The sequence below is a fragment of the Pseudomonas sp. AN-B15 genome (assembly GCF_019056475.1).
Taxonomy (GTDB): domain Bacteria; phylum Pseudomonadota; class Gammaproteobacteria; order Pseudomonadales; family Pseudomonadaceae; genus Aquipseudomonas; species Aquipseudomonas parakoreensis.
The window spans coordinates 4,013,368-4,038,964 of sequence record NZ_CP049737.1; the positions used below are offsets into that span (position 1 = coordinate 4,013,368).

At 57.3% G+C, this 25,597-nt stretch carries 20 protein-coding genes and 3 rRNA genes; 12 read left to right on the forward strand and 11 right to left on the reverse strand.

Going from position 1 to position 25,597, the window contains the following annotated elements:
* The first annotated feature begins 209 nt into the window (after positions 1-209).
* Positions 210-2,951: an aconitate hydratase AcnA gene (acnA, locus tag GTQ41_RS18100; RefSeq protein WP_047295300.1), complete on the forward strand. Its 2,742-nt coding sequence runs from the start codon at positions 210-212 to the stop codon at positions 2,949-2,951.
* A 342-nt stretch (positions 2,952-3,293) separates the two neighbouring features.
* Here the strand turns inward: acnA and GTQ41_RS18105 are convergent, their stop codons facing one another.
* Positions 3,294-4,109: an aminoglycoside phosphotransferase family protein gene (locus GTQ41_RS18105; RefSeq protein WP_052912765.1), complete on the reverse strand. Its 816-nt coding sequence runs from the start codon at positions 4,107-4,109 to the stop codon at positions 3,294-3,296.
* A complete protein-coding gene (locus GTQ41_RS18110) occupies positions 4,102-4,590 on the reverse strand; it encodes an SRPBCC family protein (protein ID WP_041069044.1) in 489 nt (162 codons plus the stop codon). The genes GTQ41_RS18105 and GTQ41_RS18110 overlap by 8 nt, the downstream gene beginning before the upstream one ends.
* A gap of 186 nt (positions 4,591-4,776) precedes the next feature.
* Here GTQ41_RS18110 and GTQ41_RS18115 point away from each other — a divergent pair, with 186 nt between their 5' ends.
* The 5 genes from GTQ41_RS18115 to GTQ41_RS18135 all read left to right on the forward strand — a co-directional run bounded on the left by GTQ41_RS18115 (position 4,777) and on the right by GTQ41_RS18135 (position 7,956).
* Complete coding sequence (locus GTQ41_RS18115; RefSeq protein WP_047295304.1) at positions 4,777-5,697, forward strand: ADP-ribosylglycohydrolase family protein; 921 nt, start codon at positions 4,777-4,779, stop codon at positions 5,695-5,697.
* A gap of 58 nt (positions 5,698-5,755) precedes the next feature.
* Positions 5,756-6,160 (forward strand): lysozyme inhibitor LprI family protein, encoded by a 405-nt coding sequence (locus tag GTQ41_RS18120; RefSeq protein ID WP_047295306.1) that lies wholly within the window; start codon positions 5,756-5,758, stop codon positions 6,158-6,160.
* Between the two features lie 218 nt (positions 6,161-6,378).
* The gene (locus tag GTQ41_RS18125; protein ID WP_041069052.1) at positions 6,379-6,984 is read left to right on the forward strand and encodes a DUF2975 domain-containing protein; all 606 of its coding nucleotides are present in this window, start codon (positions 6,379-6,381) and stop codon (positions 6,982-6,984) included.
* A 9-nt stretch (positions 6,985-6,993) separates the two neighbouring features.
* Positions 6,994-7,200, forward strand: coding sequence for a helix-turn-helix transcriptional regulator (locus tag GTQ41_RS18130; RefSeq protein ID WP_003226632.1), 207 nt, complete (start codon positions 6,994-6,996; stop codon positions 7,198-7,200).
* An 84-nt stretch (positions 7,201-7,284) separates the two neighbouring features.
* Positions 7,285-7,956, forward strand: a complete 672-nt coding sequence (locus GTQ41_RS18135) for a hypothetical protein (RefSeq protein ID WP_047295308.1) — start codon at positions 7,285-7,287, stop codon at positions 7,954-7,956.
* Positions 7,957-8,031: 75 nt separating this feature from the next.
* Here GTQ41_RS18135 and mrdA read toward each other — a convergent pair whose 3' ends face one another.
* The 4 genes from mrdA to GTQ41_RS18155 form a co-directional block, all read right to left on the reverse strand.
* Complete coding sequence (mrdA, locus tag GTQ41_RS18140; protein ID WP_217325336.1) at positions 8,032-9,924, reverse strand: penicillin-binding protein 2; 1,893 nt, start codon at positions 9,922-9,924, stop codon at positions 8,032-8,034.
* Positions 9,925-10,160: 236 nt separating this feature from the next.
* Positions 10,161-10,276: ribosomal RNA gene (gene rrf, locus GTQ41_RS18145) — 5S ribosomal RNA — on the reverse strand.
* Between the two features lie 153 nt (positions 10,277-10,429).
* Positions 10,430-13,321 (reverse strand): 23S ribosomal RNA (locus tag GTQ41_RS18150).
* A gap of 292 nt (positions 13,322-13,613) precedes the next feature.
* Positions 13,614-15,150, reverse strand: a 16S ribosomal RNA gene (locus GTQ41_RS18155).
* The 16S, 23S and 5S rRNA genes sit together here, the layout of an rRNA operon.
* A 669-nt stretch (positions 15,151-15,819) precedes the next feature.
* Here GTQ41_RS18155 and rhtA point away from each other — a divergent pair.
* Together rhtA and GTQ41_RS18165 are read left to right on the forward strand one after the other, a co-directional pair.
* Entirely contained in the window at positions 15,820-16,707 is an 888-nt protein-coding gene (gene rhtA, locus GTQ41_RS18160; RefSeq protein ID WP_041069804.1) for a threonine/homoserine exporter RhtA, read from the forward strand.
* 168 nt (positions 16,708-16,875) lie between these two features.
* Positions 16,876-17,157, forward strand: a complete 282-nt coding sequence (locus GTQ41_RS18165) for a hypothetical protein (RefSeq protein ID WP_041069802.1) — start codon at positions 16,876-16,878, stop codon at positions 17,155-17,157.
* A gap of 1 nt (position 17,158) precedes the next feature.
* Here the strand turns inward: GTQ41_RS18165 and GTQ41_RS18170 are convergent, their stop codons facing one another.
* Positions 17,159-17,737 (reverse strand): TetR/AcrR family transcriptional regulator, encoded by a 579-nt coding sequence (locus tag GTQ41_RS18170; protein WP_047295317.1) that lies wholly within the window; start codon positions 17,735-17,737, stop codon positions 17,159-17,161.
* A 92-nt stretch (positions 17,738-17,829) separates the two neighbouring features.
* Here GTQ41_RS18170 and GTQ41_RS18175 point away from each other — a divergent pair, with 92 nt between their 5' ends.
* Positions 17,830-18,561, forward strand: a complete 732-nt coding sequence (locus GTQ41_RS18175) for an SDR family oxidoreductase (protein ID WP_047295320.1) — start codon at positions 17,830-17,832, stop codon at positions 18,559-18,561.
* Between the two features lie 40 nt (positions 18,562-18,601).
* A complete protein-coding gene (locus GTQ41_RS18180) occupies positions 18,602-19,198 on the forward strand; it encodes a 2-hydroxychromene-2-carboxylate isomerase (RefSeq protein ID WP_047295321.1) in 597 nt (198 codons plus the stop codon).
* A 44-nt stretch (positions 19,199-19,242) separates the two neighbouring features.
* Here GTQ41_RS18180 and GTQ41_RS18185 read toward each other — a convergent pair whose 3' ends face one another.
* From GTQ41_RS18185 to GTQ41_RS18200, 4 genes are all read right to left on the reverse strand, one after another.
* The gene (locus tag GTQ41_RS18185; RefSeq protein ID WP_047295323.1) at positions 19,243-21,051 is read right to left on the reverse strand and encodes an aminopeptidase P family protein; all 1,809 of its coding nucleotides are present in this window, start codon (positions 21,049-21,051) and stop codon (positions 19,243-19,245) included.
* Between the two features lie 56 nt (positions 21,052-21,107).
* Positions 21,108-22,274, reverse strand: coding sequence for an aminotransferase class V-fold PLP-dependent enzyme (locus GTQ41_RS18190; protein WP_047295326.1), 1,167 nt, complete (start codon positions 22,272-22,274; stop codon positions 21,108-21,110).
* Positions 22,275-22,479: 205 nt separating this feature from the next.
* Positions 22,480-23,094 (reverse strand): LysE family translocator, encoded by a 615-nt coding sequence (locus GTQ41_RS18195; RefSeq protein WP_041069783.1) that lies wholly within the window; start codon positions 23,092-23,094, stop codon positions 22,480-22,482.
* 102 nt (positions 23,095-23,196) lie between these two features.
* The gene (locus GTQ41_RS18200; RefSeq protein ID WP_047295328.1) at positions 23,197-23,454 is read right to left on the reverse strand and encodes a hypothetical protein; all 258 of its coding nucleotides are present in this window, start codon (positions 23,452-23,454) and stop codon (positions 23,197-23,199) included.
* 393 nt (positions 23,455-23,847) lie between these two features.
* Between GTQ41_RS18200 and msuE the strand changes: the two genes are divergently transcribed.
* Complete coding sequence (gene msuE, locus GTQ41_RS18205; RefSeq protein WP_047295330.1) at positions 23,848-24,411, forward strand: FMN reductase; 564 nt, start codon at positions 23,848-23,850, stop codon at positions 24,409-24,411.
* A gap of 10 nt (positions 24,412-24,421) precedes the next feature.
* A complete protein-coding gene (gene ssuD / locus GTQ41_RS18210; RefSeq protein WP_095137367.1) occupies positions 24,422-25,567 on the forward strand; it encodes an FMNH2-dependent alkanesulfonate monooxygenase in 1,146 nt (381 codons plus the stop codon).
* Positions 25,568-25,597 lie beyond the last annotated feature (30 nt).

Sequence of the window (25,597 nt, forward strand, 5' to 3'; positions counted from 1 at the left end):
CAGAGGGCGGATATTCGGCCCCTGCACGCTGCTCAAGCCTTGCGGTGAAGCAAAGCCTGTCACGAAAACCGGCGCATGATAGCCGAGTTCGGAACCTTGGACTTATCGATAGAGTCCAGTTATTAGCCAGCTACTGAAAACAGGGCTACGTTGATAGCTCTGCCCGTCCCCTCAGTCCGTAGCCGTGCGGACTCAAAGGAGTGATCGTAATGCCGTCCCTCGATAGTCTGAAGACCCTTAAAACACTGCAGATCGACCAAAAAACCTACCACTATTTCAGCCTGCCGGATGCCGCGAAAAGCCTGGGCAACATCGACCAGTTGCCCATGTCGCTGAAAGTCCTGCTGGAAAATCTGCTGCGCTGGGAAGATGAAAAAACTGTCACCGGCGCCGACCTCAAGGCCATCGCCGCCTGGCTCAAGGAGCGCCGCTCAGATCGGGAAATCCAGTACCGCCCTGCCCGGGTATTGATGCAAGACTTTACCGGCGTGCCCGCCGTGGTCGACCTCGCTGCGATGCGTGCGGCGATGGCCAAGGCCGGCGGCGATCCGCAGCGAATCAACCCGCTGTCGCCGGTGGATCTGGTGATCGACCACTCAGTGATGGTCGACAAATTCGCCACCCCTAGCGCCTTCGAACAGAACGTCGACATCGAGATGCAGCGCAACGGCGAGCGTTATGCGTTTCTGCGCTGGGGCCAGAGCGCCTTCGACAACTTCAGCGTGGTGCCACCGGGCACCGGGATCTGCCACCAGGTCAACCTCGAATACCTCGGGCGCACGGTATGGACCAAGGATGAGGACGGCCGCACCTACGCGTTCCCCGACACCCTCGTCGGCACCGACTCCCACACCACCATGATCAATGGCCTCGGCGTACTCGGCTGGGGAGTAGGAGGAATCGAGGCGGAAGCGGCGATGCTCGGCCAACCGGTGTCGATGCTGATCCCGGAAGTGATCGGCTTCAAACTCACTGGCAAACTCAAGGAAGGCATCACCGCCACCGACCTGGTGCTGACCGTCACGCAGATGCTGCGCAAGAAAGGTGTGGTTGGCAAATTCGTCGAATTCTACGGTGACGGCCTCGCCGACCTGCCCCTGGCCGACCGCGCGACCATCGCCAACATGGCCCCGGAATATGGCGCGACCTGCGGCTTCTTCCCTGTCGATGACGTAACCCTCGAATACCTGCGCCTGTCCGGTCGCCCTGCCGAAGTGGTGAAACTGGTCGAGGCCTACACCAAGGTTCAGGGCCTGTGGCGCCTGCCCGGTCAGGAACCGGTGTTCACCGACAGTCTGGCGCTGGACATGGGCAGCGTCGAAGCCAGCCTCGCCGGGCCAAAGCGCCCGCAGGACCGGGTCTCGTTGCCGAATGTCGCGCAGGCTTTCAGTGATTTCATGGACCTGCAATTCAAGCCCACCAGCAAGGAAGAAGGCCGCCTGGAAAGCGAGGGCGGCGGTGGGGTGGCCGTGGGCAACGCCGATCTGGTCGGCGAAACCGAATACGAATATGAAGGCCACACCTATCGCCTGAAAAACGGCGCGGTGGTGATCGCCGCCATCACCTCCTGCACCAACACCTCCAACCCGAGCGTGATGATGGCGGCTGGTCTGCTGGCGAAAAAAGCCGTGGAGAAAGGCCTGACGCGCAAGCCGTGGGTCAAGAGTTCGCTGGCCCCCGGCTCGAAAGTGGTCACCGACTACTACAAGGCAGCCGGGCTGACGCAATACCTTGATCAGCTCGGTTTTTCGCTGGTCGGTTATGGCTGCACCACTTGCATCGGCAACTCCGGGCCATTGCCGGAGCCGATCGAGAAGGCCATTCAGAAAGCTGACCTCACCGTGGCGTCGGTGCTGTCCGGCAACCGTAACTTCGAAGGCCGGGTGCATCCGCTGGTCAAGACCAACTGGCTGGCCTCGCCACCGCTGGTGGTCGCTTATGCTCTGGCTGGCAGTGTGCGCACTGACATCAGCAGCGAGCCTCTGGGTAACGACCAGCAAGGCAATCCGGTGTACCTGCGCGATATCTGGCCGAGCAGCCAGGAAATCGCCGATGCGGTGAATCAGGTCAACACCGCGATGTTCCACAAGGAATACGCCGAGGTGTTTGCCGGCGATGAACAGTGGCAAGCGATCCAGGTGCCGCAAGCCGCCACCTATGTGTGGCAGGACGATTCGACCTACATCCAGCATCCGCCGTTCTTCGACGACATTTCCGGCCCATTGCCGGTGATCACTGACGTCAAGGGGGCGCGGGTTTTGGCGCTGCTCGGTGATTCGGTGACCACTGACCACATCTCCCCGGCCGGCAACATCAAGACTGACAGCCCGGCCGGGCGCTATCTGCGCGAGAAAGGCGTGGAACCGCGGGACTTCAACTCCTACGGCTCACGACGTGGCAACCATGAGGTGATGATGCGCGGTACGTTCGCCAACATCCGCATTCGTAACGAGATGCTCGGCGGCGAAGAAGGTGGCAACACGATCTACATCCCGAGCGGCGAGAAAATGCCGATTTACGATGCCGCCATGCGTTATCAGGCCTCGGGCACGCCGCTGGTGGTAATCGCCGGTCAGGAATACGGTACCGGCTCCAGCCGCGACTGGGCGGCCAAGGGCACCAACCTGTTGGGTGTCAAAGCGGTGATCGCTGAAAGCTTCGAGCGCATCCACCGTTCCAACCTGGTGGGCATGGGCGTGTTGCCGCTGCAGTTCAAGCTCGATCAGAACCGCAAGAGCCTGAACCTCACCGGCAAGGAAACCCTTGATATCCAGGGGCTGACTGGCGTCGAGCTGACGCCGCGCATGAACCTGACCCTGGTCATCACTCGCGATGACGGCCGCCAGGAGAAGCTCGACGTGCTGTGCCGCATCGATACGTTGAATGAGGTGGAGTACTTCAAGTCGGGCGGGATTCTGCACTACGTCCTGCGCCAACTGATTGCTTCCTGAAAATACGTTTCCCTGTAGGAGCTGCCGCAGGCTGCGATCTTTTGATTTTGGCTTTCAAAAGCAAGATCAAAAGATCGCAGCCTGCGGCAGCTCCTACAGGGTGATGTACTTTTCTACAGGCGAAAAAAAACCCGCCGAAGCGGGTTTTTCCCAAGACCATTATCGACTCCCTGTCGGCAGCGATCCTTGCTAATGGTCGATCATCCGTGATCCTGAAACACTCCCTGTGTCTCAGTTGATGGGTGTAGATTACGCCGTGGATCCAATCGGCAATAGTCGCAAAAGCTACCACCGCGTGTAAGACATTCGCTATAGAACCCCTTCCGAAAACCCCTACGCTCGTCAGGCACCGAGCATGCAGGCCGCGATGTACGCGACGCTCAGCTGTCCGATGGCCTGCTCCTGCTGGTCATCCTCCATAAACCAGGCGGCAGATAACCCGGCGAACGCCTGCACCCACTGCAGCAACCGTTGGCGATCCAGCATGGCGGCCTCGACAATGACGTCGACCTGCCGCCGGAAACGCTCGGCATCACCAGCCGTCGGCAAATCCGGGTTGCAGATCAGGTTCGCGTAGTCAAAACCACGCTCACCGCGTACCCGCTTTGGATCGATCGCCAGCCAGCCGCGCTTACCGAAATCAAGGACATTGTCGTGGTGCATGTCTCCGTGCAACACCACCACATCCTGCGGGTCTGCGAGCAACGCTTCAGCCGTTTGCAGGCTCAAGGCATAAGCGCCGCCATGTTTGGCGGCGGCCACTCGCAGCGACGCGAACCACGGTGCCAGCTCCACCAGCGGCGGTGATGGCGTCGGACGCGGCGCATGCAAGCGCGCCAGCGCCGTGCACATGATCCGGGTGGCGTCGTCGTCTTCACCATGAAGCGCCATGTGCATCAGCGAACGCCGCCCCATCGCCCGTTCCAGCAGCAGACCGTTCTCATGATGGGCCAGCACCTGCGCGGCGCCGTCACCGTCCCACCAGACCATCAGCCGATTGCCGTACTGCTCGTCGGTATCCAGTGCGATCTTGAGCATGGCCGGCGCATCACCGTAATTCACCGGTAACAAACGGCTGCCCGGGGTGATGATCGGCTCACCATCCGGTACCAGCGCCCAGCGTTGCAGCCAGGGTTCAAATACTGCGCTATCAGTCACCATCACGCTCGCGCGTCTTCGCACTTTCGGCGAGAAACTGTTCAAGTCGACTCAATTGCTCCTCCCAGCCACGACTGTCCATGTAGTACGCCTCCTTCTGCCGCACATCGGGGATATGCGCAAAACCGGACTCGGACACCTTGAGCAATGTGCCGCTCTCGTAATCCTGCAGCTCGAACTTGACCAGCGTTGTCGGCTCCTGGGAATAGTCGATGTTCGGATTGACCGCGTACGGATGCCAGCGAAACGAAAACAGCTGCTGCGGCTCCACCCGCTCCACCAGTACGTTCCACAGCACATGCTCATAACCGGGATAGGTGACCTGCCCTTGCGTCCATTCCCCGGCAATGAACCGCCTGCCCTCCAGTGCCACACCAAACCACTGGCCAAACGCCTCGGCATCGACCAATGCACGCCAGACATATGAACGTGGCGCCTTGAGCGCGATTTTTCGTTCGAAACTATTGGGTACCGGTTTCATAAGTCACCTCCTGTTTTGAACAGTAGGCTTGTATGACCACATGTCCAACCTGAAGTTGTATCAAAGGGCTGCACCCGTCCAATCCAAAGGAAACATTCAGCGGCATTTCCGTTCATTGAAACGAGCGCCCCCCTGCGATGAACCTGTTACCGTTTCCTGCGAGATAGACACAGACAAGGACGAAGCATGCAGCCCTCTCTCTCCGAACGTTATCGCGGCGCCCTGCTCGGCCTCGCTTGCGGCGATGCCGTCGGCACCACGGTGGAGTTCAGGCCAAGAGGCTCATTCCAGCCGCTGACGGACATGGTCGGTGGCGGCCCCTTTCACTTGAAACCTGGGCAATGGACGGATGACACCTCGATGGCGCTGTGCCTGGCGGAGAGCCTGCTGAGGAAAAACACATTCGATGCCGCGGACCAGATGGGACGCTATCTGAATTGGTGGCAATGGGGGTATCTCAGTTCAACCGGTGATTGTTTCGATATCGGCATGACGGTCAGCCAGGCGCTGTCGCGGTATCAGCAAACCGGTCAGCCGTTCGCGGGATCTACCGACCCGTTTACCGCCGGCAACGGGTCGCTGATGCGCCTGGTGCCGGTGGTGCTGTTTTATTTCCCTGATGCCCGGCAGATTCGCCAGTTCGCCAGTGACAGTTCGCGAACCACCCATGCTGCACCTGAAGCCATCGAATGCTGTCAATTATTTGCCGAAGTGCTCAGCAAAGCACTGCTAGGCGCCTCCAAGTCAGAATTGCGCAAATTGCCAGACACAACCTTCGTTCAGCCAAAAGTCGCAGCCATCGCCCGAGGTGATTACCTCGCAAAGTCGGCGAGCGAAATCCGTGGCAGCGGCTACAGCGTCGAGTCGCTGGAAGCGGCGCTGTGGTGTTTTCATCACACTGACGGTTTCGCTGCGGCGATTCTGCAAGCCGCCAACCTGGGCGATGATGCCGACACTACTGCCGCGATCGTCGGCCAATTGGCCGGGGCCTACTACGGCATTCGGTCGATTCCCGCCCACTGGCTGGAAATGCTCCATGACGGCGAGGAGATTGCAGCCACCGCAGATCGCCTGCTCGACGCCTCCCGGCTACGCGTCCCTGATTAGAAGCTCCATAGCCGCTAGACTGCACTGCACTTTCCATCCGACTCAGTGAGATTACCCAATGTCGCCACGCCTGCTTCTGACCCTGACACCCTTTCTGTTCAGCCCCCTCGCCCACGCTGCCATCGACTGCGCCAATGCCAGCGATCAGGCCACCATGAACCAGTGTGCCGGGCAGGAATTCAAGTCGACTGACAAGGAGTTGAACGCGATGTATCAGCAGATCATCGGCCGTTTGAAGGACAACCCTGACCGCAAGAAGCTGCTGGTGGGTGCGCAGCGAGCGTGGATCGGGTTTCGCGATACCGAGTGCAAGTTTTCGGCATCCGGGGTCGAGGGCGGGAGTGTTTATCCGCTGATCTACAGCAATTGCCTGACCGCTGTGACCAAGGCACGGATTGAGGCGCTGAAGCAGTATTTGAAGTGTCAGGAAGGTGACATGAGTTGCCCGGTGCCAGGGATTTGATTGTGTAGTGGCTTCGGTCTTGCCGCCAGGTTTGTTGATTCCACGCTTGGCGCCGTTTCGGCACGCTGGCCAGTGAATCGATTTCCGCACCGTTACCAGCGATTGCGCGGAGCCGGAACAGAAGCAGGTGGAGCAGCAACAAAATCAAAATTAATTATTGTAATAAGATAATTTTTCATCGAAAATTCGCTACCAAATTGTAACAACCAGGAATTTTCATGAGTACTCACATCAACGGATTGGCGCCGCAGCGCATGCACTGGATCGGGCTGCTGGCTGCGATTCTTGTCTGGGTTCTGGGGGTTACGGAGGTCGGTGGCAACGTGACGATCTGGTTCTTCAAGAAGGATGAAATGCTGGCAAGCCTGCTTTATGCCTTTGCAGAAGGCTCGCCGCAATTGCTTGACCCGTTTGTCGAAGGTGCATTGCTTGATCCTGACACCTGGCTGTCATCAACGGTCACTGCGCTGATCGTCTTTCTGGATTTCCTGCCCGTTGTCCTGTCGGCTTACGCGTTATGGCTGACCGGGTTGTTTTTTCTGCGCTTGTCGCGCGGCGAAACATGGACCGACCGCAACATCAGGGTGCTCTGGCGAGTGGGCGTACTCTGCATCGTTTCTCCGGCAACCTACCCGCTAATAGAGACCTTGCAAGGTCTGGCGTTGTCGATAGATCTGCCGCCGGGGGATCGGATTTTCCAGTTCTCGATCGGCCTGTCTTCCGCTTCTGCCTACGAGATAATCAAAGGCGTATTACTCTGTATCTTTTCAATTATCATGCGTGACGCAAAAGTACTCAGCGATGAGCAAAGCCAATACATATAGAACAACATAATGACCATTATCGTCCGCCTTGACGTCGTCATGGCCACGCAAAAAATTCGCTCGAAAGAGTTAGCCGCCTTGCTCGGAATAACCGAGGCCAATCTGTCATTGCTCAAAAACGGCAAAGTCAAAGGCGTGAAGATGGCAACTCTGGACAAGCTCTGCGCTGCGCTCGATTGCCAGCCGGGCGATCTGCTGGAATACCAGAAAGACTGAGACTTTCCCCGGACGGCGAGTTATTTGTCGCAGGTCCCAATCGTTTAACGCTTATTCAATCCTTAGTTTCAAGGCGGCTTTGTCATGTCCCGTTATTTGTTATGCGCGCTGTTATTGCTGACAGCGTCACTCAGCGGCTGCGCCACACAATTTGACGTCGCACTCAATGCAATTCCTGATCCGGACTATCAGTTCGACCGAAAGGCAACCGTACTGGTGACCTCGACGAATGGCGCTGATGAAAACGCACTGAGTGCCCGCTACTATCTCCGCGACATGGTCAACGCATTGAAAGACAGGGGTTTCCAAGAGGTCTATACCGACGCCAGCCTGCCCAGAAATCACGCACCGATCAAAATGACCATCAGCCTCGATATCGGCAGCCGGCAAGTGTCTTACCGTTATACCGCTACCGACTATGGGCAAGTGCCAACCAGTACTACGACCGTTTGCAAAAATACCAAGAAGAAAGATGACCGACTGACCTGCACCAGTAAGCCCAATACGACCTATGGTCCGGTAGGTACTTCGGAGCGAATCGGCTATACCACCTTAAGTACCTTTATTGCCACCGCCCGGGATGAGGCGAGCAAACGCACGGTGTATCTGCTGCGGGCGTCGTCTTATAACGAGGACTGTCAGGCCGCTAAGGTCGAAGCCTTTCTGGTCGAACAGGGCCTGCAGAATCTGGACTTCCAGGATCGCGTGCAACGCAACTACAGCGTCACGATGCCCGAGGGTTACAGCTGCAAATAGTCAGTTACCCAAACCTCTGTCTCGACAGCTTCACGGCGTAGCCAACGTGAGCCGGAGCGGTGAAGCGCATTCCGGCTACACGTGCGGGTCACCCGGCGGCTTGGCCGGCGCCGCGTATTGCGGCTTGAGGTGGCCGTCCTGGTCCAGTAGCCAGGCGTCCATGATCTGCCGCACCACGGGACCGGCAACCCGACCACCGGCCTCACCGTTTTCGATCATCACCGAGATGGCGATCTTCGGATGCTCTGCCGGAGCGAAGCCGACAAACAAGGCGTTGTCGCGATGCCGTTCGAGAGTTTTCTCACGGTTGTAACGCTCACCCTGCTTGATCGCCACCACCTGCGCCGTACCACTCTTGCCGGCGATGCGGTACTGCGCACCGGCCGCTGCGGCGCGCGCGATACCCCGGGCATCGTGCATCACCATCTGCATGCCGTGGTTGACCTGATCCCAGTCACGCGGGTTCTTCAGCAGGATATTCGGCATAGGATGCTCGTCGACCGGCGCAACGCCATCGACGGTCTTCGCCAAGTGCGGTCGATTCCAAACGCCCTTGTTGGCGATCAGTGCGGTGGCCTGAGCCAGTTGTAGCGGCGTGACCTGCATGTAGCCTTGGCCGATGCCCAGGATTACTGTTTCCCCAGGGAACCAGGCTTGACGGCGCGTGGCGCGTTTCCAGGCCTGAGATGGCATTAAACCGGGCGACTCTTCGAACATGTCCAGCGAGACTTTTTCGCCGAGGCCGAACATCGCCATGTAGTCGTGCAGGCGATCGATGCCGAGCTTGTGCGCCAGATCGTAGAAGTAGGTGTCATTGGAACGCATGATCGCCGCATCCATGTCCACCCAGCCATCGCCGCTGTGGTTCCAGTTGCGGTACTTGTGATCGAAATCCGGGAGCTGGTAATAGCCCGGGTCGAAGACTCGTGTCTGCGGGGTCACAACACCGGCATCAAGGCCGGCAATCGCCACTTCGGGTTTGATGGTCGAACCCGGTGCATACAGGCCGCGTAGCACACGGTTGAACAGCGGCCGATCGATGGAATCGCGTAGCGCCGAGTATTCCTTGGAGCTGATACCAGTGACGAACAGGTTCGGGTCGAAGCTCGGATTGCTGACCATGGCCAGCACTTCACCAGTGGATGGATCGAGAGCCACCACCGAACCACGGCGGTCGCCCAGTGCGGCTTCAGCAGCTTCCTGCAGTTTGACGTCGAGACTTAGAACGATGTTTTTGCCAGGGACCGGATCGGTGTGTTTGAGCACTCGCAACACTCGGCCTTGGGCGTTGGTCTCAACTTCCTCGTAGCCAACGTGACCGTGCAGTTGCGCTTCGTAGAAGCGTTCAATGCCGGTTTTACCGATGGATTGAGTGCCGCGGTATTCCACCGAGTCGAGGGTTTTGGATTCTTTTTCGTTAATCCGGCCAACGCAACCGATTGAATGCGCAAAGTGCGGACCCAGCGGGTAATGCCGAACGAACTGCGGCTCGACATCGAGGCCCGGCAAACGGAACTCGTTAACCGCCAACACGGCGATTTGCTCCTCCGTCAGTCCATAGAACAGCGTCACCGGGGTGAACGGGTGACGGGACTGCTTCATGGCCTTATCGAAAACCGTACGATCTTCAGCTGGCAAATGCAGCAGATTGATCACCTCGTCCAGCTCCTGATTAACATCAGTGGCGCGTTCGCGGGTGATGATCAGGTTGTAACTAGGACGGTTATCAGCGAGCAGCACGCCATTGCGATCGTAGATCAGGCCTCTCGTCGGCGGAATCGGCAAGACGTGCACGCGGTTGTTTTCAGAGATGGTCGAGTGGTAGTCGAATTCAACCACTTGCAGGACGTACAAGCGCACCACCAGCGCGCAGCTGATAGCAAAGACAAACAGAGCGCAGGCGATCAACCGCTTGTTGACCAAACGCTTCTCTTTTTCGTGATCTTTGATCGGGATGGGTTCAGGCATTTCTACAGCAACTCTTTGACATAATTTGAGCGCCGATCCATGGGCATGACATCAATCCGTTAAAAAACGAGCTGCACCATACCAAAAACCGAGTGGTCACTTCAGAAGGTTTTTCTCCAATGGCAGTCCTGGCGACGGTTGGAACACCTGTATCGTCTGATCTTGGCGAGCCAAGCACTTTCCTGTGGGCAAAACAAAACCCCAACTGCTTTCGCAATTGGGGTTTCGGAATTTAATCTTGACGATGACCTACTCTCACATGGGGAAACCCCACACTACCATCGGCGATGCATCGTTTCACTTCTGAGTTCGGGATGGGATCAGGTGGTTCCAACGCTCTATGGTCGTCAAGAAATTCGGGTACTGACTCGTGACCAACTGGCCTCGCTTCAGCAAATCGGGTATGTGATACAGGTGTTTGTGAGCTGCGCGAACTTTCGGTTCATTGCGTCTTCACACACCGCAATCTGGTCTCTTTCGAGCATTCAGATTGCTTGGGTGTTATATGGTCAAGCCTCACGGGCAATTAGTATTGGTTAGCTCAACGCCTCACAGCGCTTACACACCCAACCTATCAACGTCGTAGTCTTCGACGGCCCTTCAGGGAACTCAAGGTTCCAGTGAGATCTCATCTTGAGGCAAGTTTCCCGCTTAGATGCTTTCAGCGGTTATCTTTCCCGAACATAGCTACCCGGCAATGCCACTGGCGTGACAACCGGAACACCAGAGGTTCGTCCACTCCGGTCCTCTCGTACTAGGAGCAGCCCCTCTCAAATCTCAAACGTCCACGGCAGATAGGGACCGAACTGTCTCACGACGTTCTAAACCCAGCTCGCGTACCACTTTAAATGGCGAACAGCCATACCCTTGGGACCGGCTTCAGCCCCAGGATGTGATGAGCCGACATCGAGGTGCCAAACACCGCCGTCGATATGAACTCTTGGGCGGTATCAGCCTGTTATCCCCGGAGTACCTTTTATCCGTTGAGCGATGGCCCTTCCATACAGAACCACCGGATCACTAAGACCTACTTTCGTACCTGCTCGACGTGTCTGTCTCGCAGTCAAGCGCGCTTTTGCCTTTATACTCTACGACCGATTTCCGACCGGTCTGAGCGCACCTTCGTACTCCTCCGTTACTCTTTAGGAGGAGACCGCCCCAGTCAAACTACCCACCATACACTGTCCTCGATCCGGATAACGGACCTGAGTTAGAACCTCAAAGTTGCCAGGGTGGTATTTCAAGGATGGCTCCACGCGAACTGGCGTCCACGCTTCAAAGCCTCCCACCTATCCTACACAAGCAAATTCAAAGTCCAGTGCAAAGCTATAGTAAAGGTTCACGGGGTCTTTCCGTCTAGCCGCGGATACACTGCATCTTCACAGCGATTTCAATTTCACTGAGTCTCGGGTGGAGACAGCGCCGCCATCGTTACGCCATTCGTGCAGGTCGGAACTTACCCGACAAGGAATTTCGCTACCTTAGGACCGTTATAGTTACGGCCGCCGTTTACCGGGGCTTCGATCAAGAGCTTCGCGTTAGCTAACCCCATCAATTAACCTTCCGGCACCGGGCAGGCGTCACACCCTATACGTCCACTTTCGTGTTTGCAGAGTGCTGTGTTTTTAATAAACAGTCGCAGCGGCCTGGTATCTTCGACCGGCATGAGCTTACGGAGCAAGTCCTTCACCCTCACCGGCGCACCTTCTCCCGAAGTTACGGTGCCATTTTGCCTAGTTCCTTCACCCGAGTTCTCTCAAGCGCCTTGGTATTCTCTACCCAACCACCTGTGTCGGTTTGGGGTACGGTTCCTGGTTATCTGAAGCTTAGAAGCTTTTCTTGGAAGCATGGCATCAACCACTTCGTCACCTGAAAGGTAACTCGTCATCAGCTCTCGGCCTTAAGATCCCGGATTTACCTAAGATCTCAGCCTACCACCTTAAACTTGGACAACCAACGCCAAGCTGGCCTAGCCTTCTCCGTCCCTCCATCGCAATAACCAGAAGTACAGGAATATTAACCTGTTTTCCATCGACTACGCTTTTCAGCCTCGCCTTAGGGACCGACTAACCCTGCGTCGATTAACGTTGCGCAGGAAACCTTGGTCTTTCGGCGTGGGTGTTTTTCACACCCATTGTCGTTACTCATGTCAGCATTCGCACTTCTGATACCTCCAGCAAGCTTCTCAACTCACCTTCACAGGCTTACAGAACGCTCCTCTACCGCATCACTTGCGTGATACCCGTAGCTTCGGTGTATGGTTTGAGCCCCGTTACATCTTCCGCGCAGGCCGACTCGACTAGTGAGCTATTACGCTTTCTTTAAAGGGTGGCTGCTTCTAAGCCAACCTCCTAGCTGTCTAAGCCTTCCCACATCGTTTCCCACTTAACCATAACTTTGGGACCTTAGCTGACGGTCTGGGTTGTTTCCCTTTTCACGACGGACGTTAGCACCCGCCGTGTGTCTCCCATGCTCGGCACTTGTAGGTATTCGGAGTTTGCATCGGTTTGGTAAGTCGGGATGACCCCCTAGCCGAAACAGTGCTCTACCCCCTACAGTGATACATGAGGCGCTACCTAAATAGCTTTCGAGGAGAACCAGCTATCTCCGAGCTTGATTAGCCTTTCACTCCGATCCACAGGTCATCCGCTAACTTTTCAACGGTAGTCGGTTCGGTCCTCCAGTCAGTGTTACCTAACCTTCAACCTGCCCATGGATAGATCGCCCGGTTTCGGGTCTATTCCCAGCGACTAGACGCCCTATTAAGACTCGCTTTCGCTACGCCTCCCCTATTCGGTTAAGCTCGCCACTGAAAATAAGTCGCTGACCCATTATACAAAAGGTACGCAGTCACAGAACAAAGTCTGCTCCCACTGCTTGTACGCATACGGTTTCAGGATCTATTTCACTCCCCTCTCCGGGGTTCTTTTCGCCTTTCCCTCACGGTACTAGTTCACTATCGGTCAGTCAGTAGTATTTAGCCTTGGAGGATGGTCCCCCCATATTCAGACAAAGTTTCTCGTGCTCCGTCCTACTCGATTTCATGACTAAGAGACTTTCGCGTACAGGGCTATCACCCACTATGGCCGCACTTTCCAGAGCGTTCCGCTAATCTCAAAGCCACTTAAGGGCTAGTCCCCGTTCGCTCGCCACTACTAAGGGAATCTCGGTTGATTTCTTTTCCTCAGGGTACTTAGATGTTTCAGTTCCCCTGGTTCGCCTCTTGCACCTATGTATTCAGTACAAGATAACCATCTTGTGATGGCTGGGTTCCCCCATTCAGACATCTCCGGATCAAAGTCTGTTTGCCGACTCCCCGAAGCTTTTCGCAGGCTACCACGTCTTTCATCGCCTCTGACTGCCAAGGCATCCACCGTATGCGCTTCTTCACTTGACCATATAACCCCAAGCAATCTGGTTATACTGTGAAGACGACATTCGCCGAAAATTCGCAAAACTCTTAAGAGTCACTCACAAATTTTACCTTAGCCTGATCCGTTACCAGTGAAAGTAACGTTCAGTCTATCTTTCTATCACATACCCAAATTTTTAAAGAACGATCTAATCAAAAGACTAGAAATCAATATTCACGCCGAAATATTCATTTCTAAGCTTTTACTTAGCTTTTGTCTTCTTCAATGAATCAAGCAATTCGTGTGGGAACTTATGGAGCAGCTGATGTCGTCGATTAAGGAGGTGATCCAGCCGCAGGTTCCCCTACGGCTACCTTGTTACGACTTCACCCCAGTCATGAATCACACCGTGGTAACCGTCCTCCCGAAGGTTAGACTAGCTACTTCTGGTGCAACCCACTCCCATGGTGTGACGGGCGGTGTGTACAAGGCCCGGGAACGTATTCACCGCGACATTCTGATTCGCGATTACTAGCGATTCCGACTTCACGCAGTCGAGTTGCAGACTGCGATCCGGACTACGATCGGTTTTGTGGGATTAGCTCCACCTCGCGGCTTGGCAACCCTCTGTACCGACCATTGTAGCACGTGTGTAGCCCAGGCCGTAAGGGCCATGATGACTTGACGTCATCCCCACCTTCCTCCGGTTTGTCACCGGCAGTCTCCTTAGAGTGCCCACCATAACGTGCTGGTAACTAAGGACAAGGGTTGCGCTCGTTACGGGACTTAACCCAACATCTCACGACACGAGCTGACGACAGCCATGCAGCACCTGTCTCAATGTTCCCGAAGGCACCAATCCATCTCTGGAAAGTTCATTGGATGTCAAGGCCTGGTAAGGTTCTTCGCGTTGCTTCGAATTAAACCACATGCTCCACCGCTTGTGCGGGCCCCCGTCAATTCATTTGAGTTTTAACCTTGCGGCCGTACTCCCCAGGCGGTCAACTTAATGCGTTAGCTGCGCCACTAAGAGCTCAAGGCTCCCAACGGCTAGTTGACATCGTTTACGGCGTGGACTACCAGGGTATCTAATCCTGTTTGCTCCCCACGCTTTCGCACCTCAGTGTCAGTATCAGTCCAGGTGGTCGCCTTCGCCACTGGTGTTCCTTCCTATATCTACGCATTTCACCGCTACACAGGAAATTCCACCACCCTCTACCATACTCTAGCTTGCCAGTTTTGGATGCAGTTCCCAGGTTGAGCCCGGGGATTTCACATCCAACTTAACAAACCACCTACGCGCGCTTTACGCCCAGTAATTCCGATTAACGCTTGCACCCTCTGTATTACCGCGGCTGCTGGCACAGAGTTAGCCGGTGCTTATTCTGTCGGTAACGTCAAAATTGCAGAGTATTAATCTACAACCCTTCCTCCCAACTTAAAGTGCTTTACAATCCGAAGACCTTCTTCGCACACGCGGCATGGCTGGATCAGGCTTTCGCCCATTGTCCAATATTCCCCACTGCTGCCTCCCGTAGGAGTCTGGACCGTGTCTCAGTTCCAGTGTGACTGATCATCCTCTCAGACCAGTTACGGATCGTCGCCTTGGTGAGCCATTACCTCACCAACTAGCTAATCCGACCTAGGCTCATCTGATAGCGCAAGGCCCGAAGGTCCCCTGCTTTCTCCCGTAGGACGTATGCGGTATTAGCGTTCCTTTCGAAACGTTGTCCCCCACTACCAGGCAGATTCCTAGGCATTACTCACCCGTCCGCCGCTGAATCCAGGAGCAAGCTCCTCTCATCCGCTCGACTTGCATGTGTTAGGCCTGCCGCCAGCGTTCAATCTGAGCCATGATCAAACTCTTCAGTTCAAACATCTTTGGGTTTTTAAGAAACCCTAAACTTGGCTCAGCAATCGTTGGTTACATCTTTGATTTCTCGCGGAGTAACTTGTGATGCTGATAATCTTGTTGACTATCAGCCTGACTCCACAAGCACCCACACGAATTGCTTGATTCAGTTGTTAAAGAGCGGTTGGTTAAGATCTTTCGTCTCAACCGAGGCGCGCATTCTACAGCAGCCTCATTTGCTGTCAAGTGATTATTTTCAGAAGCTTTCGAAGAATTCTTCAACAACTTCAACCACTTGCGCTTCCGATCTCTCGTTAGCGGGAGGCGAATTCTACAGCGTTACACGCTGCTGTCAACACCTCTTTTTCACCGCTTTCGACCGAGAAGACCGAACCGTCAAAAGAGCCAAACATCACCGCCCCTTCAACTCCTTCCAGGCTTCGATGAACTGAAGCGATCCGCCGTCGAAAACTGCTTAACTCGTTGAATCTCAAGGAGTTTTCCGTTTCGACTGCGCCGGAAGTGGGGCGAATTATAGACCTCCAGAATCTGCAGTCAACCGTTAATTTCAGTTTTCTGTCGAGACACCGAAAAAGCCAGCTATATATAGACGCAATGCCTCCGAATGCGCAGTATATTGCCCAACACCTAAAACAATACTCTGCTCTTACCTTTGGACGATGCCTCGCAATGACTGACCAACCTCGCTCTCTGGCCTCAACGCTGTTCCCGGTTGGCCTCTTATTAATAGCCATGGCATCCATCCAGTCTGGCGCCTCTTTAGCCAAAAGCATGTTCCCGGTAGTCGGCGCTCAAGGGACGACCACTCTGCGCCTGGTCTTCGCCAGCGTAATCATGCTGTTATTGCTGCGCCCATGGCGCGCAAGGCTGACAGCTCAGTCGCTGCGGACAGTGATCGTTTACGGAATGGCGCTGGGCGGGATGAACTTCCTCTTCTATATGTCATTGCGCACCGTACCGCTTGGCATTGCAGTCGCGCTTGAGTTCACGGGTCCGCTGGCCGTCGCCATTTACGCCTCTCGCCGCGCTATCGATTTTCTCTGGATTGCCTTGGCGGCCGTCGGCCTGCTGTTGTTGATCCCGACGGGAGCAACATCCGCGGGAATTGATCTGGTCGGCGCCGGTTATGCCCTGGGCGCCGGCGTGTGCTGGGCGTTGTATATTCTGTTCGGCCAAAAAGCCGGTGCAGACAACGGCGTGACGACTGCGGCTCTGGGCGTGATGATCGCCGCACTGTTTGTCGCGCCGATCGGCATCGTGCATGCCGGCACCGCGTTGCTGACCCCGTCGCTGATCCCGATCGCCATCGGCGTCGCCATCCTCTCGACGGCTTTGCCCTATACCCTTGAGATGGTCGCCCTCACCCGCATGCCTGCCCGCACCTTCGGTACCTTGATGAGCATCGAACCGGCCTTCGGCGCATTGTCGGGCCTCCTGTTTCTGCAGGAGTACCTCACGCTGTCACAATGGATGGCGATCCTCTGCATTATTCTGGCCTCCGTCGGGGCAACCATGACCATGGGCAGCACTGCCAAGCCCGCCGTTGCGGCGGATTGAGACAGGATTTGACGAAGGTCTGGCAATTGGCGTTCATTTAGGCCATGTTTAGCCCCCTTGACTCAGTGCCAGACATGGATTTTTCGGACAGGGATATCAAACCGCTTAAAGCGCAGGCGAATACAGGCAGACCCGAGCGCCAGACTCGTGGCTACCATAAGGACGGTAATGAAACGAATTTTGATACTGATCGCTGTATTGGCAGTAGCGGGGTGCGCAGCGACCTCCAAGACCCAGGTGAAGCACGGTAAAAAAGGGCTGCACATCAACTGTTCCGGGCTGTCGTCCTCTTGGGACAAGTGCTACACCAGCGCCGCCAATTCCTGCGCCCCCAAAGGCTACAAGGTCATCGCCAAATCCGGGGACGCCGTGGAAGAGCCAGGCGATTACCCGTTCGGTCTCAATCCGGCTGGCTATACCAGCCGCAGCATGATCGTCATCTGCAAGTGAATCATTCAGGCTGCCCGCCTTTCCGAGCAGCCAGTTGACGCCCGATTTCCTCATGACTGGACTGCAATACCGTCTGTTGAATCTCCGGCGTCACCAGCATCCGCGCCACCACCAGCGCTCCGACGCATTGCGACAGAATCGCCCAGGCCAGGCTGTCGCTTTCCAGAATCTGCGCCCAACTGGCTTGCAGCCGACAAATCCACAACTCTGCCTGCTCGCGAACCTGATCATCTGAACGGGCAATTTCCGCGCCCAGCGTCGGCAAGGCACAGCCCGATTCAGGCTGCTCCACGTGAGCCATGCTCAGGTACTGCTTGAGACAGCGTTCCAGCCGCTCACGGTCCTGCGCCCCCTTCCCCCCCAGCCGCTCCAGGCTCTGACACAGTTCGCGCTCGACGATAGCGGTGAACAGCTCGTTTTTCGACGAGAAGTGGCTATAAAACGCCGCGCCACTCAGGCCGATCGCCTTCATCAAACCATCGACACCGACTGTGGAAAAGCCCGAACGCTTGGCTGACAGTGCACTGCTGTTCAGCAGTTTTTCTCGGGTTTCCAGCTTGTGACCGGCGGAATACCGCATGTGCTTACCCTCTTGATCGACCGCCTTGACGTTGTCCGGATCCTAGCATAACGTTCGTTCACTTAACGATCGTTTACTAAAGGGGTTCACCCATGAATAACAACAAGAAGGTCGTATTAGTCGTTGGTGCCGGCGATGCCACCGGCGGAGCGATTGCCAAGCGCTTTGCCAGGGAAGGATTTGTCGCTTGCGTCACCCGGCGCAGTGCCGACAAATTGCAGCCGCTGGTCGACGCGATTTCGGCCGAGGGCGGAGAAGCCCATGGTTTTGCCTGCGATGCGCGCAAGGAAGAAGACGTCATCGCGTTGATTGAAGAGATCGAAACCTGCCTGGGTCCGATCGAGGCGTTTGTCTTCAACATCGGCGCCAACGTGCCTTGCAGCATTCTCGAAGAAACTGCGCGCAAGTATTTCAAGATCTGGGAAATGGCCTGTTTCTCGGGTTTTCTCAATGCCCGCGAAGTGGCCAAGCGCATGGTCACGCGCCAGCGCGGCACCATTCTGTTCACTGGCGCTACCGCTGGACTGCGTGGCGCTTCCGGATTTGCCGCGTTTGCCGGCGCCAAACACGGTATCCGTGCACTGGCGCAAAGCATGGCGCGTGAGCTGGGGCCGATGAACATCCATGTCGCGCACGTGGTGGTAGATGGCGCCATCGACACCGATTTCATTCGCAACAGTTTCCCGGAGAAGTACGCGACCAAGGATCAGGACGGTATTCTCAATCCCGAACACATCGCCGAAAACTATTGGTATCTGCACAGTCAGCCACGGGACGCCTGGACCTTCGAACTGGATCTGCGCCCGTGGAACGAACGCTGGTAAGCCCCACCTCCTCCATAACAATAAATAGAGAGCAGCGAAGATGACGAAAACCGTGGAGTTCTATTTCGATCTCGGCAGCCCTGCCACTTACCTGGCCTATACCCAGTTGCCGAAGATCTGTGCCGAGACCGCGAGCCAACTGATTTACATCCCGATGCTGCTGGGCGGCGTGTTCAAGGCGACCGGCAACGCATCGCCGGCGATGATTCCGGCAAAGGGCCGCTATATGTTTCAGGATCTGGATCGCTACGCCAAGCGTTACGGCGTGCCGCTGAAATTCAATCCGCATTTTCCGATCAACACACTGATGCTGATGCGAGCCGTCACCGGCATCCAACTGCGCCAACCGGAACGCTTTCAGGCGTTTATCGATTGTCTGTTCAAGGCATTGTGGGTGGAGGGACGCCCGCTTGATGAGCCGGCAACTGTCGCTGCGGTATTGAGCGAGCACGGCTTCGACCCCAATGAAGTTCTGGCCCTGACCAACGATGAGACAGTAAAGGCAGCCCTGAAGGACAACACCGAAACAGCCATTAAACGCGGGGTGTTTGGCGCGCCGAGCATGTTTATCGGCAACCAGATGTTCTTTGGACAGGACCGCCTCGACTTCGTCGAAGAGGCCCTGCGTCAAGATTAGAAACAACACCCGGGCACTGCCGACAGCGCCCGGGTTTCAGCCATTCAGATCGCCACGGTGCGCGTGTTCAGCCACTCCAGCGCAGCGCCCTCCAGCAACGGACTCAGACGCTCACGCACTTCAGCGTGATAGGCGTTGAACCACTGCTTCTCTTCCTGCGTCAGCAAGGACGGTTCCAGGCAGCGCGTGTCGATCGGACACAGGGTCAAGGTTTCAAACTTGAGGAACTCACCGAACTCGCTGCTCCCCGCCTCGCGATTCATCGCCAGGTTCTCGATGCGCACGCCCCAACGGCCCGGACGATAAGTGCCCGGTTCGATCGAGGTGATCATCCCCGCTTGCATCGCCGTTTGCGGTGCCGGTGCTGCCTGATAGGCGATCACCTGCGGGCCTTCGTGAACGTTGAGGAAATAGCCGACCCCATGACCGGTGCCGTGACCGTAATCCACGCTTTCCGCCCAGATCGGTGCACGGGCGATGGCGTCGAGCAACGGCGACAGAATGCCTTTCGGGAACTGCGCCCGCGAAAGAGCAATCACGCCTTTGAGTACCCGAGTGCAGTCACGCTTCTGTTCAGCCGTCGGCGTCCCCACTGGCACCATTCGGGTGATGTCGGTAGTGCCGCCCAGGTACTGGCCGCCCGAGTCGATCAGCAGCAAGCCGTCACCCTCGATCACTGCGTGTTCTTCTTCGGTGGCGTGGTAGTGCGGCATTGCGCCGTTGGCGTTAAACGCGGCAATCGTGTTGAAGCTCAGCGACACGTAATCCGGACGACGCTCACGGGCAGCAGTGAGTTTCTCGTCGATGGTCAGTTCGGTGATGCGTTCACGACCCCAGGCCGATTCCAGCCAGGCGAAGAACTCGCACAACGCCGCGCCGTCCTGCTCCATGGCCTTGCGGATGTGCTGCGCATCAGCCTCACTCTTTTGCGATTTGGCGAGCGTGGTCGGGTTCAGGCCTTCGACCAGTTTCACGCCTTTGTCCAGGTTATCCAGCAAACCGCTGGTCACCCGCGCCGGATCCACCAGCAGGCTCGCGCCGCCTGGTACAGCGCGCAAGGCGTCGGCGACTTCGCGGTAATCGCGCAGAGTCACGCCATCCTGCTCCAGCACTGCGCGCAACTCGGCGTCGACTTTGCTCAAGGCCACAAACAGGGTCGCTTGCTGTTGATTGATCAACGCGAACGACACAAACACCGGATTGAACGAGACATCGCCGCCGCGCAGGTTGAACAGCCAGGCAATGTCGTCGAGGGTGGCAATGAAGTGCCAGTCGGCGCCACGTTCCCGCAAGGTCTCACGCAGTTTGGCGAGTTTCTCGCCACGGCTGACCGTCGCTTGCGGTGGCAGATGTTGATAGATCGGCGCGTTCGGCAGGCTCGGGCGGTCCGCCCAGACTTCATTCAGCAAATCGATGTCGGTCCGCAGACGCGCGCCGCGGGCTTCAAGTTTGCTGCTCAACGTGCGTGCCGAGGCAACGGCCATCACCGCACCGTCGACCGCGACCACGCCACCTTCGGGTGTCTGCTCGGCCAGCCAGTCCAGCGGACTCGGCTGACCCGGTTGCAGCTTGACCAGTTCGATGCCGCTGCCCCTGAGTTCCTTGGTCGCCTGCTCCCAATAGCGACTGTCAGCCCAGACCCCGGCGAAATCAGCAGTCACGATCAACGTGCCGACCGAGCCATGAAAGCCCGACAGCCATTGCCGCCCTTGCCAGTAACCCGGCAGGTATTCCGAGAGGTGCGGGTCCGCCGATGGCACCAGCAACGCATGAATGCCTTCGCGACGCATCAGTTCACGGGTGTGCGCCAGGCGCTGGGGAACCGTTCCTTCGGTCAAAGTCTGGGTACTCATCATGTCTCCTGCCAATCACTTCATCGTTATTGTTCGTAGCCGTGAAAACCGGCCGGTTAAAGCCCTGTCGCCCAGAATGCCGGGGCACTGGCGCAGGCGCCTTTGATCAGTTCTGCCGCCTGATCGATATCGTCGGCAGTGGTGAAACGGCCGAGGCTCAGGCGAATGGTGCGACCGGCCAGCCGGGCATCGTGTCCCAGGGCCAACAGCACGTGAGAGGGCGTGTTGCTCGCCGAGTTACAGGCCGAGGTCGCGGAAAAGGCGATCGACTGGCTCAAGGCTGCACCGTTGAACTCACCTTCGCTGAACGTCAGGCTCAGGGTATGCGGGATGCGCTGGCTATCGCTGCCGTTGAGACGCACGCCAGGCAGGCTCGACAACTGTTCGAGCAAGCGCTCACGCAGCGCCACGATGGATGTTTTCTCCGCATCGAACGCCACAGCGGCCAAGGCGAATGCCGCGCCCATGCCGGCGATCTGATGCGTCGCCAGCGTCCCGGAACGCAGCCCGCCTTCGTGGCCGCCGCCATGAATCTGCGCCTGCAAACGCTGCTGCGCACGCGGGCCGACATACAATGCGCCGATCCCCTTGGGGCCGTAGAGTTTGTGCGCCGAAAACGACATCAAGTCCACCGGCCATTGCTGCAGATCGATCGCCACTTTGCCCGCACCCTGCGCGGCATCGACGTGGAACAGCGCGCCACGGCCGCGCACGACTTCACCAATGGCCGGGATATCATTGAGGGTGCCGAGTTCGTTGTTGACCAGCATCAGCGACACCAGAAAGGTATCGTCGCGCATGGCTTCGCTGACCGCTTGCGGGGTGATCAGGCCTTCGGCATCCGGCACCAGATAGGTCACCGCAACACCGGCGTCCTGCAATTGCCGGGCGGTATCAAGAATGGCTTTGTGTTCGATCTGGCTGGTAATGATGTGGCCACCGGCAACGCCGCGCGCCTGGGCTACGCCCTTGAGGGCGAGGTTGTTGGATTCGGTGGCACCGGAGGTCCAGACGATCTGCGCGGCTTCGGCGCCTACCAGTTCGGCGACTTGTCGACGGGCCTGCTCGACCGTTTGCCGGGCCTGCTGGCCAAAGGCATGGGAACTGGACGCCGGGTTGCCGAAGTTACCGTGAAAACCCAGACAGTCGATCATCACCTGGATGACTCGCTCGTCCACCGGGGTGGTGGCGGCGTAATCGAAATACAGCGGACGTTTATTCATAAAAGACTCGCAGAGCGTGTTCCGGGATCAGGAGGCTCGTGTCTGCAAACGGCACAACGCAGCCTTGTGAGCTGCGCGTCGGTTCGAGAGCGTCATCAATACCTGATCGGATGCCGTTAAAGAAGAACAACTTCATTTAAAAGTGCGTAGGAACGCTCCTGAAGCCGAGCTTAACAGGCATCGGGCCGGCGGTTGAAGCAATGCGTCAGTGAAAGCTTTCGAGAAGTAACGGGTACAGCGAAATCACCAACAGCGCCGCCATGCCCCAGTTGAACACGCGCAACCAGCGCGGGTCCTTCAGCACGTTGCGCAACAGCGTGCCACACGCCGCCCAGACGCCGACACTGGGCAGGTTGATGATGGCAAACACGGCGGCAATCACCACCACGTTGGTGAAATAACCCTGCATCGGCGTGTAGGTGCTGATGGCGCCGATGGCCATGATCCAGGCCTTGGGATTGACCCACTGGAACGCCGCCGCGCCGAGATAGCTGATCGGCCGGGCCTCGCCTTCGACGCCCTCGCCCACCGGCCCCGAGTGGGCGATTTTCCACGCCAGGTACAACAGATACGCGGCGCCGACATAGCGCAGCACCGTGTACAGAATCGGGTATGTCTGGAATACCGCGCCCAGGCCAAAGCCCACCGCGACCACCAATACGAAGAAACCGCAGGTGATGCCGAGCATGTGAGGAATGGTGCGGTTGAAGCCGAAGTTCACCCCCGACGCCAGCAACATGGTGTTGTTCGGCCCCGGTGTAATCGAGGTGACAAGGGCAAACAGGGCAAAGCCCAACAGCAGATCAAGCGAAAGGGTCATGGAGGGCAATCCGTCGGGGGTCATTCAGGTGTTGACCCTATCGCACGGCAGCCCGCAAACCCACGGACAGTTACGCGAAAATTCGAGCAGTACAGTTTTCGATTAACTTGGACGACCGTGCAGCTGTATGGCTCGCCCGGCGCTCATTTCAGCTTTCTTGTCGAATTGCGATTCGCCCAGCAGTGCGGCTTTCTTCGCGTGATATTCGTCGAAGGACAAGCCGCTGCGATTCAGCGCTTCCATCGCCAGTTCGCGGGTTTCTTCGGCGGTGTAAGGCCGTTGTTCGGGGGAAACGTGGGTCGCGCAACCGGCGAGTACGGAGACAGCGAGCAACAGCGAAACAGTCAGTAAATGATTCATGAGGAGCGTCCTGGCGGGGCGGTGGTAGTCGATGGACAAAGGCTACGCCCGCGCCCGTCCGGGCAAAAATCAACGCGTTCAATAGTGGCTATCAGGATTTCAGCTGTATCGTCGCTATATCTCCTAATGATCTATAAATATCGATTAACGTTCTTTTACGGAATAAACAGCAGTCGCTATAAATCCCTGCACACGGCGAACAACTGTTGCTCCAGCAACTGTTGCCCAGGCAACAGCAGATCAACAAACCCGCCTGATATCCGCACAACCGACTTACGCCAGAGCGCTCAGGCCCAATAAAACCGGGCCTCTCAGGAATTGGTACAGCGCTTGCTCAAGCCTTGGCACTGACTCACTGCTCGCTGAGCAACTGTTGAAAAAAAGGAACTGATCATGTCGCGTCCCCTGAAAGTCGTCGCCCTCTCCGGCGGCACCTGGCGTCCATCGCGCACGCTGGTACTGACCCAAGCGCTGTTGGCCGAACTGGCCGGACACTTGCCGGTCGAGAGTCATCTGATCGAACTCGGTGACATCGCCCGGCCGTTGGGTAGTGCCCTGTCGCGTCAGGAGCTGAACACCGAGGTCGAGGCCGAACTGCAAGCCATCGAACAGGCGGATCTGCTGATCGTCGCCGCGCCGGTGTATCGCGGTTCCTACCCGGGCCTGCTCAAGCATCTGTTTGACCTGATCGACCTCAACGCGCTGATCGACACCCCGGTACTGCTCGCTGCCACCGGGGGCAGTGAGCGCCATGCGCTGGTGCTGGATCACCAGTTGCGGCCGCTGTTCAGTTTCTTCCAGGCCGTGACCCTGCCCATCGGGGTCTATGCCACCGAGGCCGATTTCGCCGACTACCAGATCACCAGCGAACCGCTGAAAGCGCGCATTCGCCTGGCCGCCGAACGCGCCGCGCCGCTGTTCGGCACGCAAATCAAACCGTTGCTGAAAATCGCTTAAGGAGCTGTTCATGGATGTTTTCTGGTTCCTGCCGACCCACGGCGACGGGCATTACCTGGGCACCACCCAAGGCGCGCGCCCGGTCACCCTGAATTACCTGAAACAAGTGGCGCAAGCCGCCGACAGCCTCGGCTACCACGGCGTGCTGATTCCCACCGGGCGCTCCTGCGAAGACTCGTGGGTGATCGCTTCGGCGCTGGTGCCTTTGACCGAGCGCCTGCGTTATCTGGTAGCGATCCGTCCGGGGATCATTTCGCCCACCGTTTCGGCGCGCATGGCGGCGACGCTCGATCGACTGTCCAACGGCCGCCTGCTGATCAACGTGGTGACCGGCGGCGACCCCGACGAAAACCGTGGCGACGGCAGCTTCCTCAGCCACAGCGAACGCTACGAAGTCACCGACGAATTCCTCAAGATCTGGCGCCGGGTGTTGCAAGGCGAATCGGTGGATTTCGAAGGCAAACACCTGAAAGTACAGAACGCCAAGGCCCTTTATCCGCCAGTGCAGAAGCCCTATCCGCCGCTGTATTTCGGTGGCTCGTCCGACGCGGCACATGACCTCGCTGCCGAGCAAGTCGACGTGTACCTGACCTGGGGCGAACCGCCCGCCGCCGTTGCCGAAAAACTCGCCGATGTGCGTGAACGCGCCGCGCGGCATGGGCGCAAGGTGAAGTTCGGGATTCGTCTGCACGTCATCGTTCGCGAGACTGCCGAAGAAGCGTGGAAAGCGGCGGACAAACTGATCGAGCACATCAGCGACGAGACCATCGAGGCCGCGCAGAAATCCTTCTCGCGTTTCGACTCCGAAGGTCAGCGACGCATGGCAGCGTTGCACGACGGGCGTCGCGACAACCTGGAAATCGCCCCCAACCTGTGGGCCGGCGTCGGTCTGGTACGCGGCGGTGCCGGTACCGCGCTGGTGGGCGATCCGCAGCAAGTGGCCGCGCGGATCAAGGAGTACGCCGACCTCGGTATCGAGAGCTTCATCTTTTCCGGTTATCCGCACCTGGAAGAAGCTTATCGCTTTGCCGAACTGGTGTTCCCGCTGCTGCCGGAACCCTACGCGAGTCTGGCCGGACGCGGCGTGACCAACCTCACCGGGCCGTTTGGCGAAATGATTGCCAACGATGTGTTGCCCACCCAGGCAAAGGCCTAAAACGTCCACTGTAGGAGCTGCCGAAGGCTG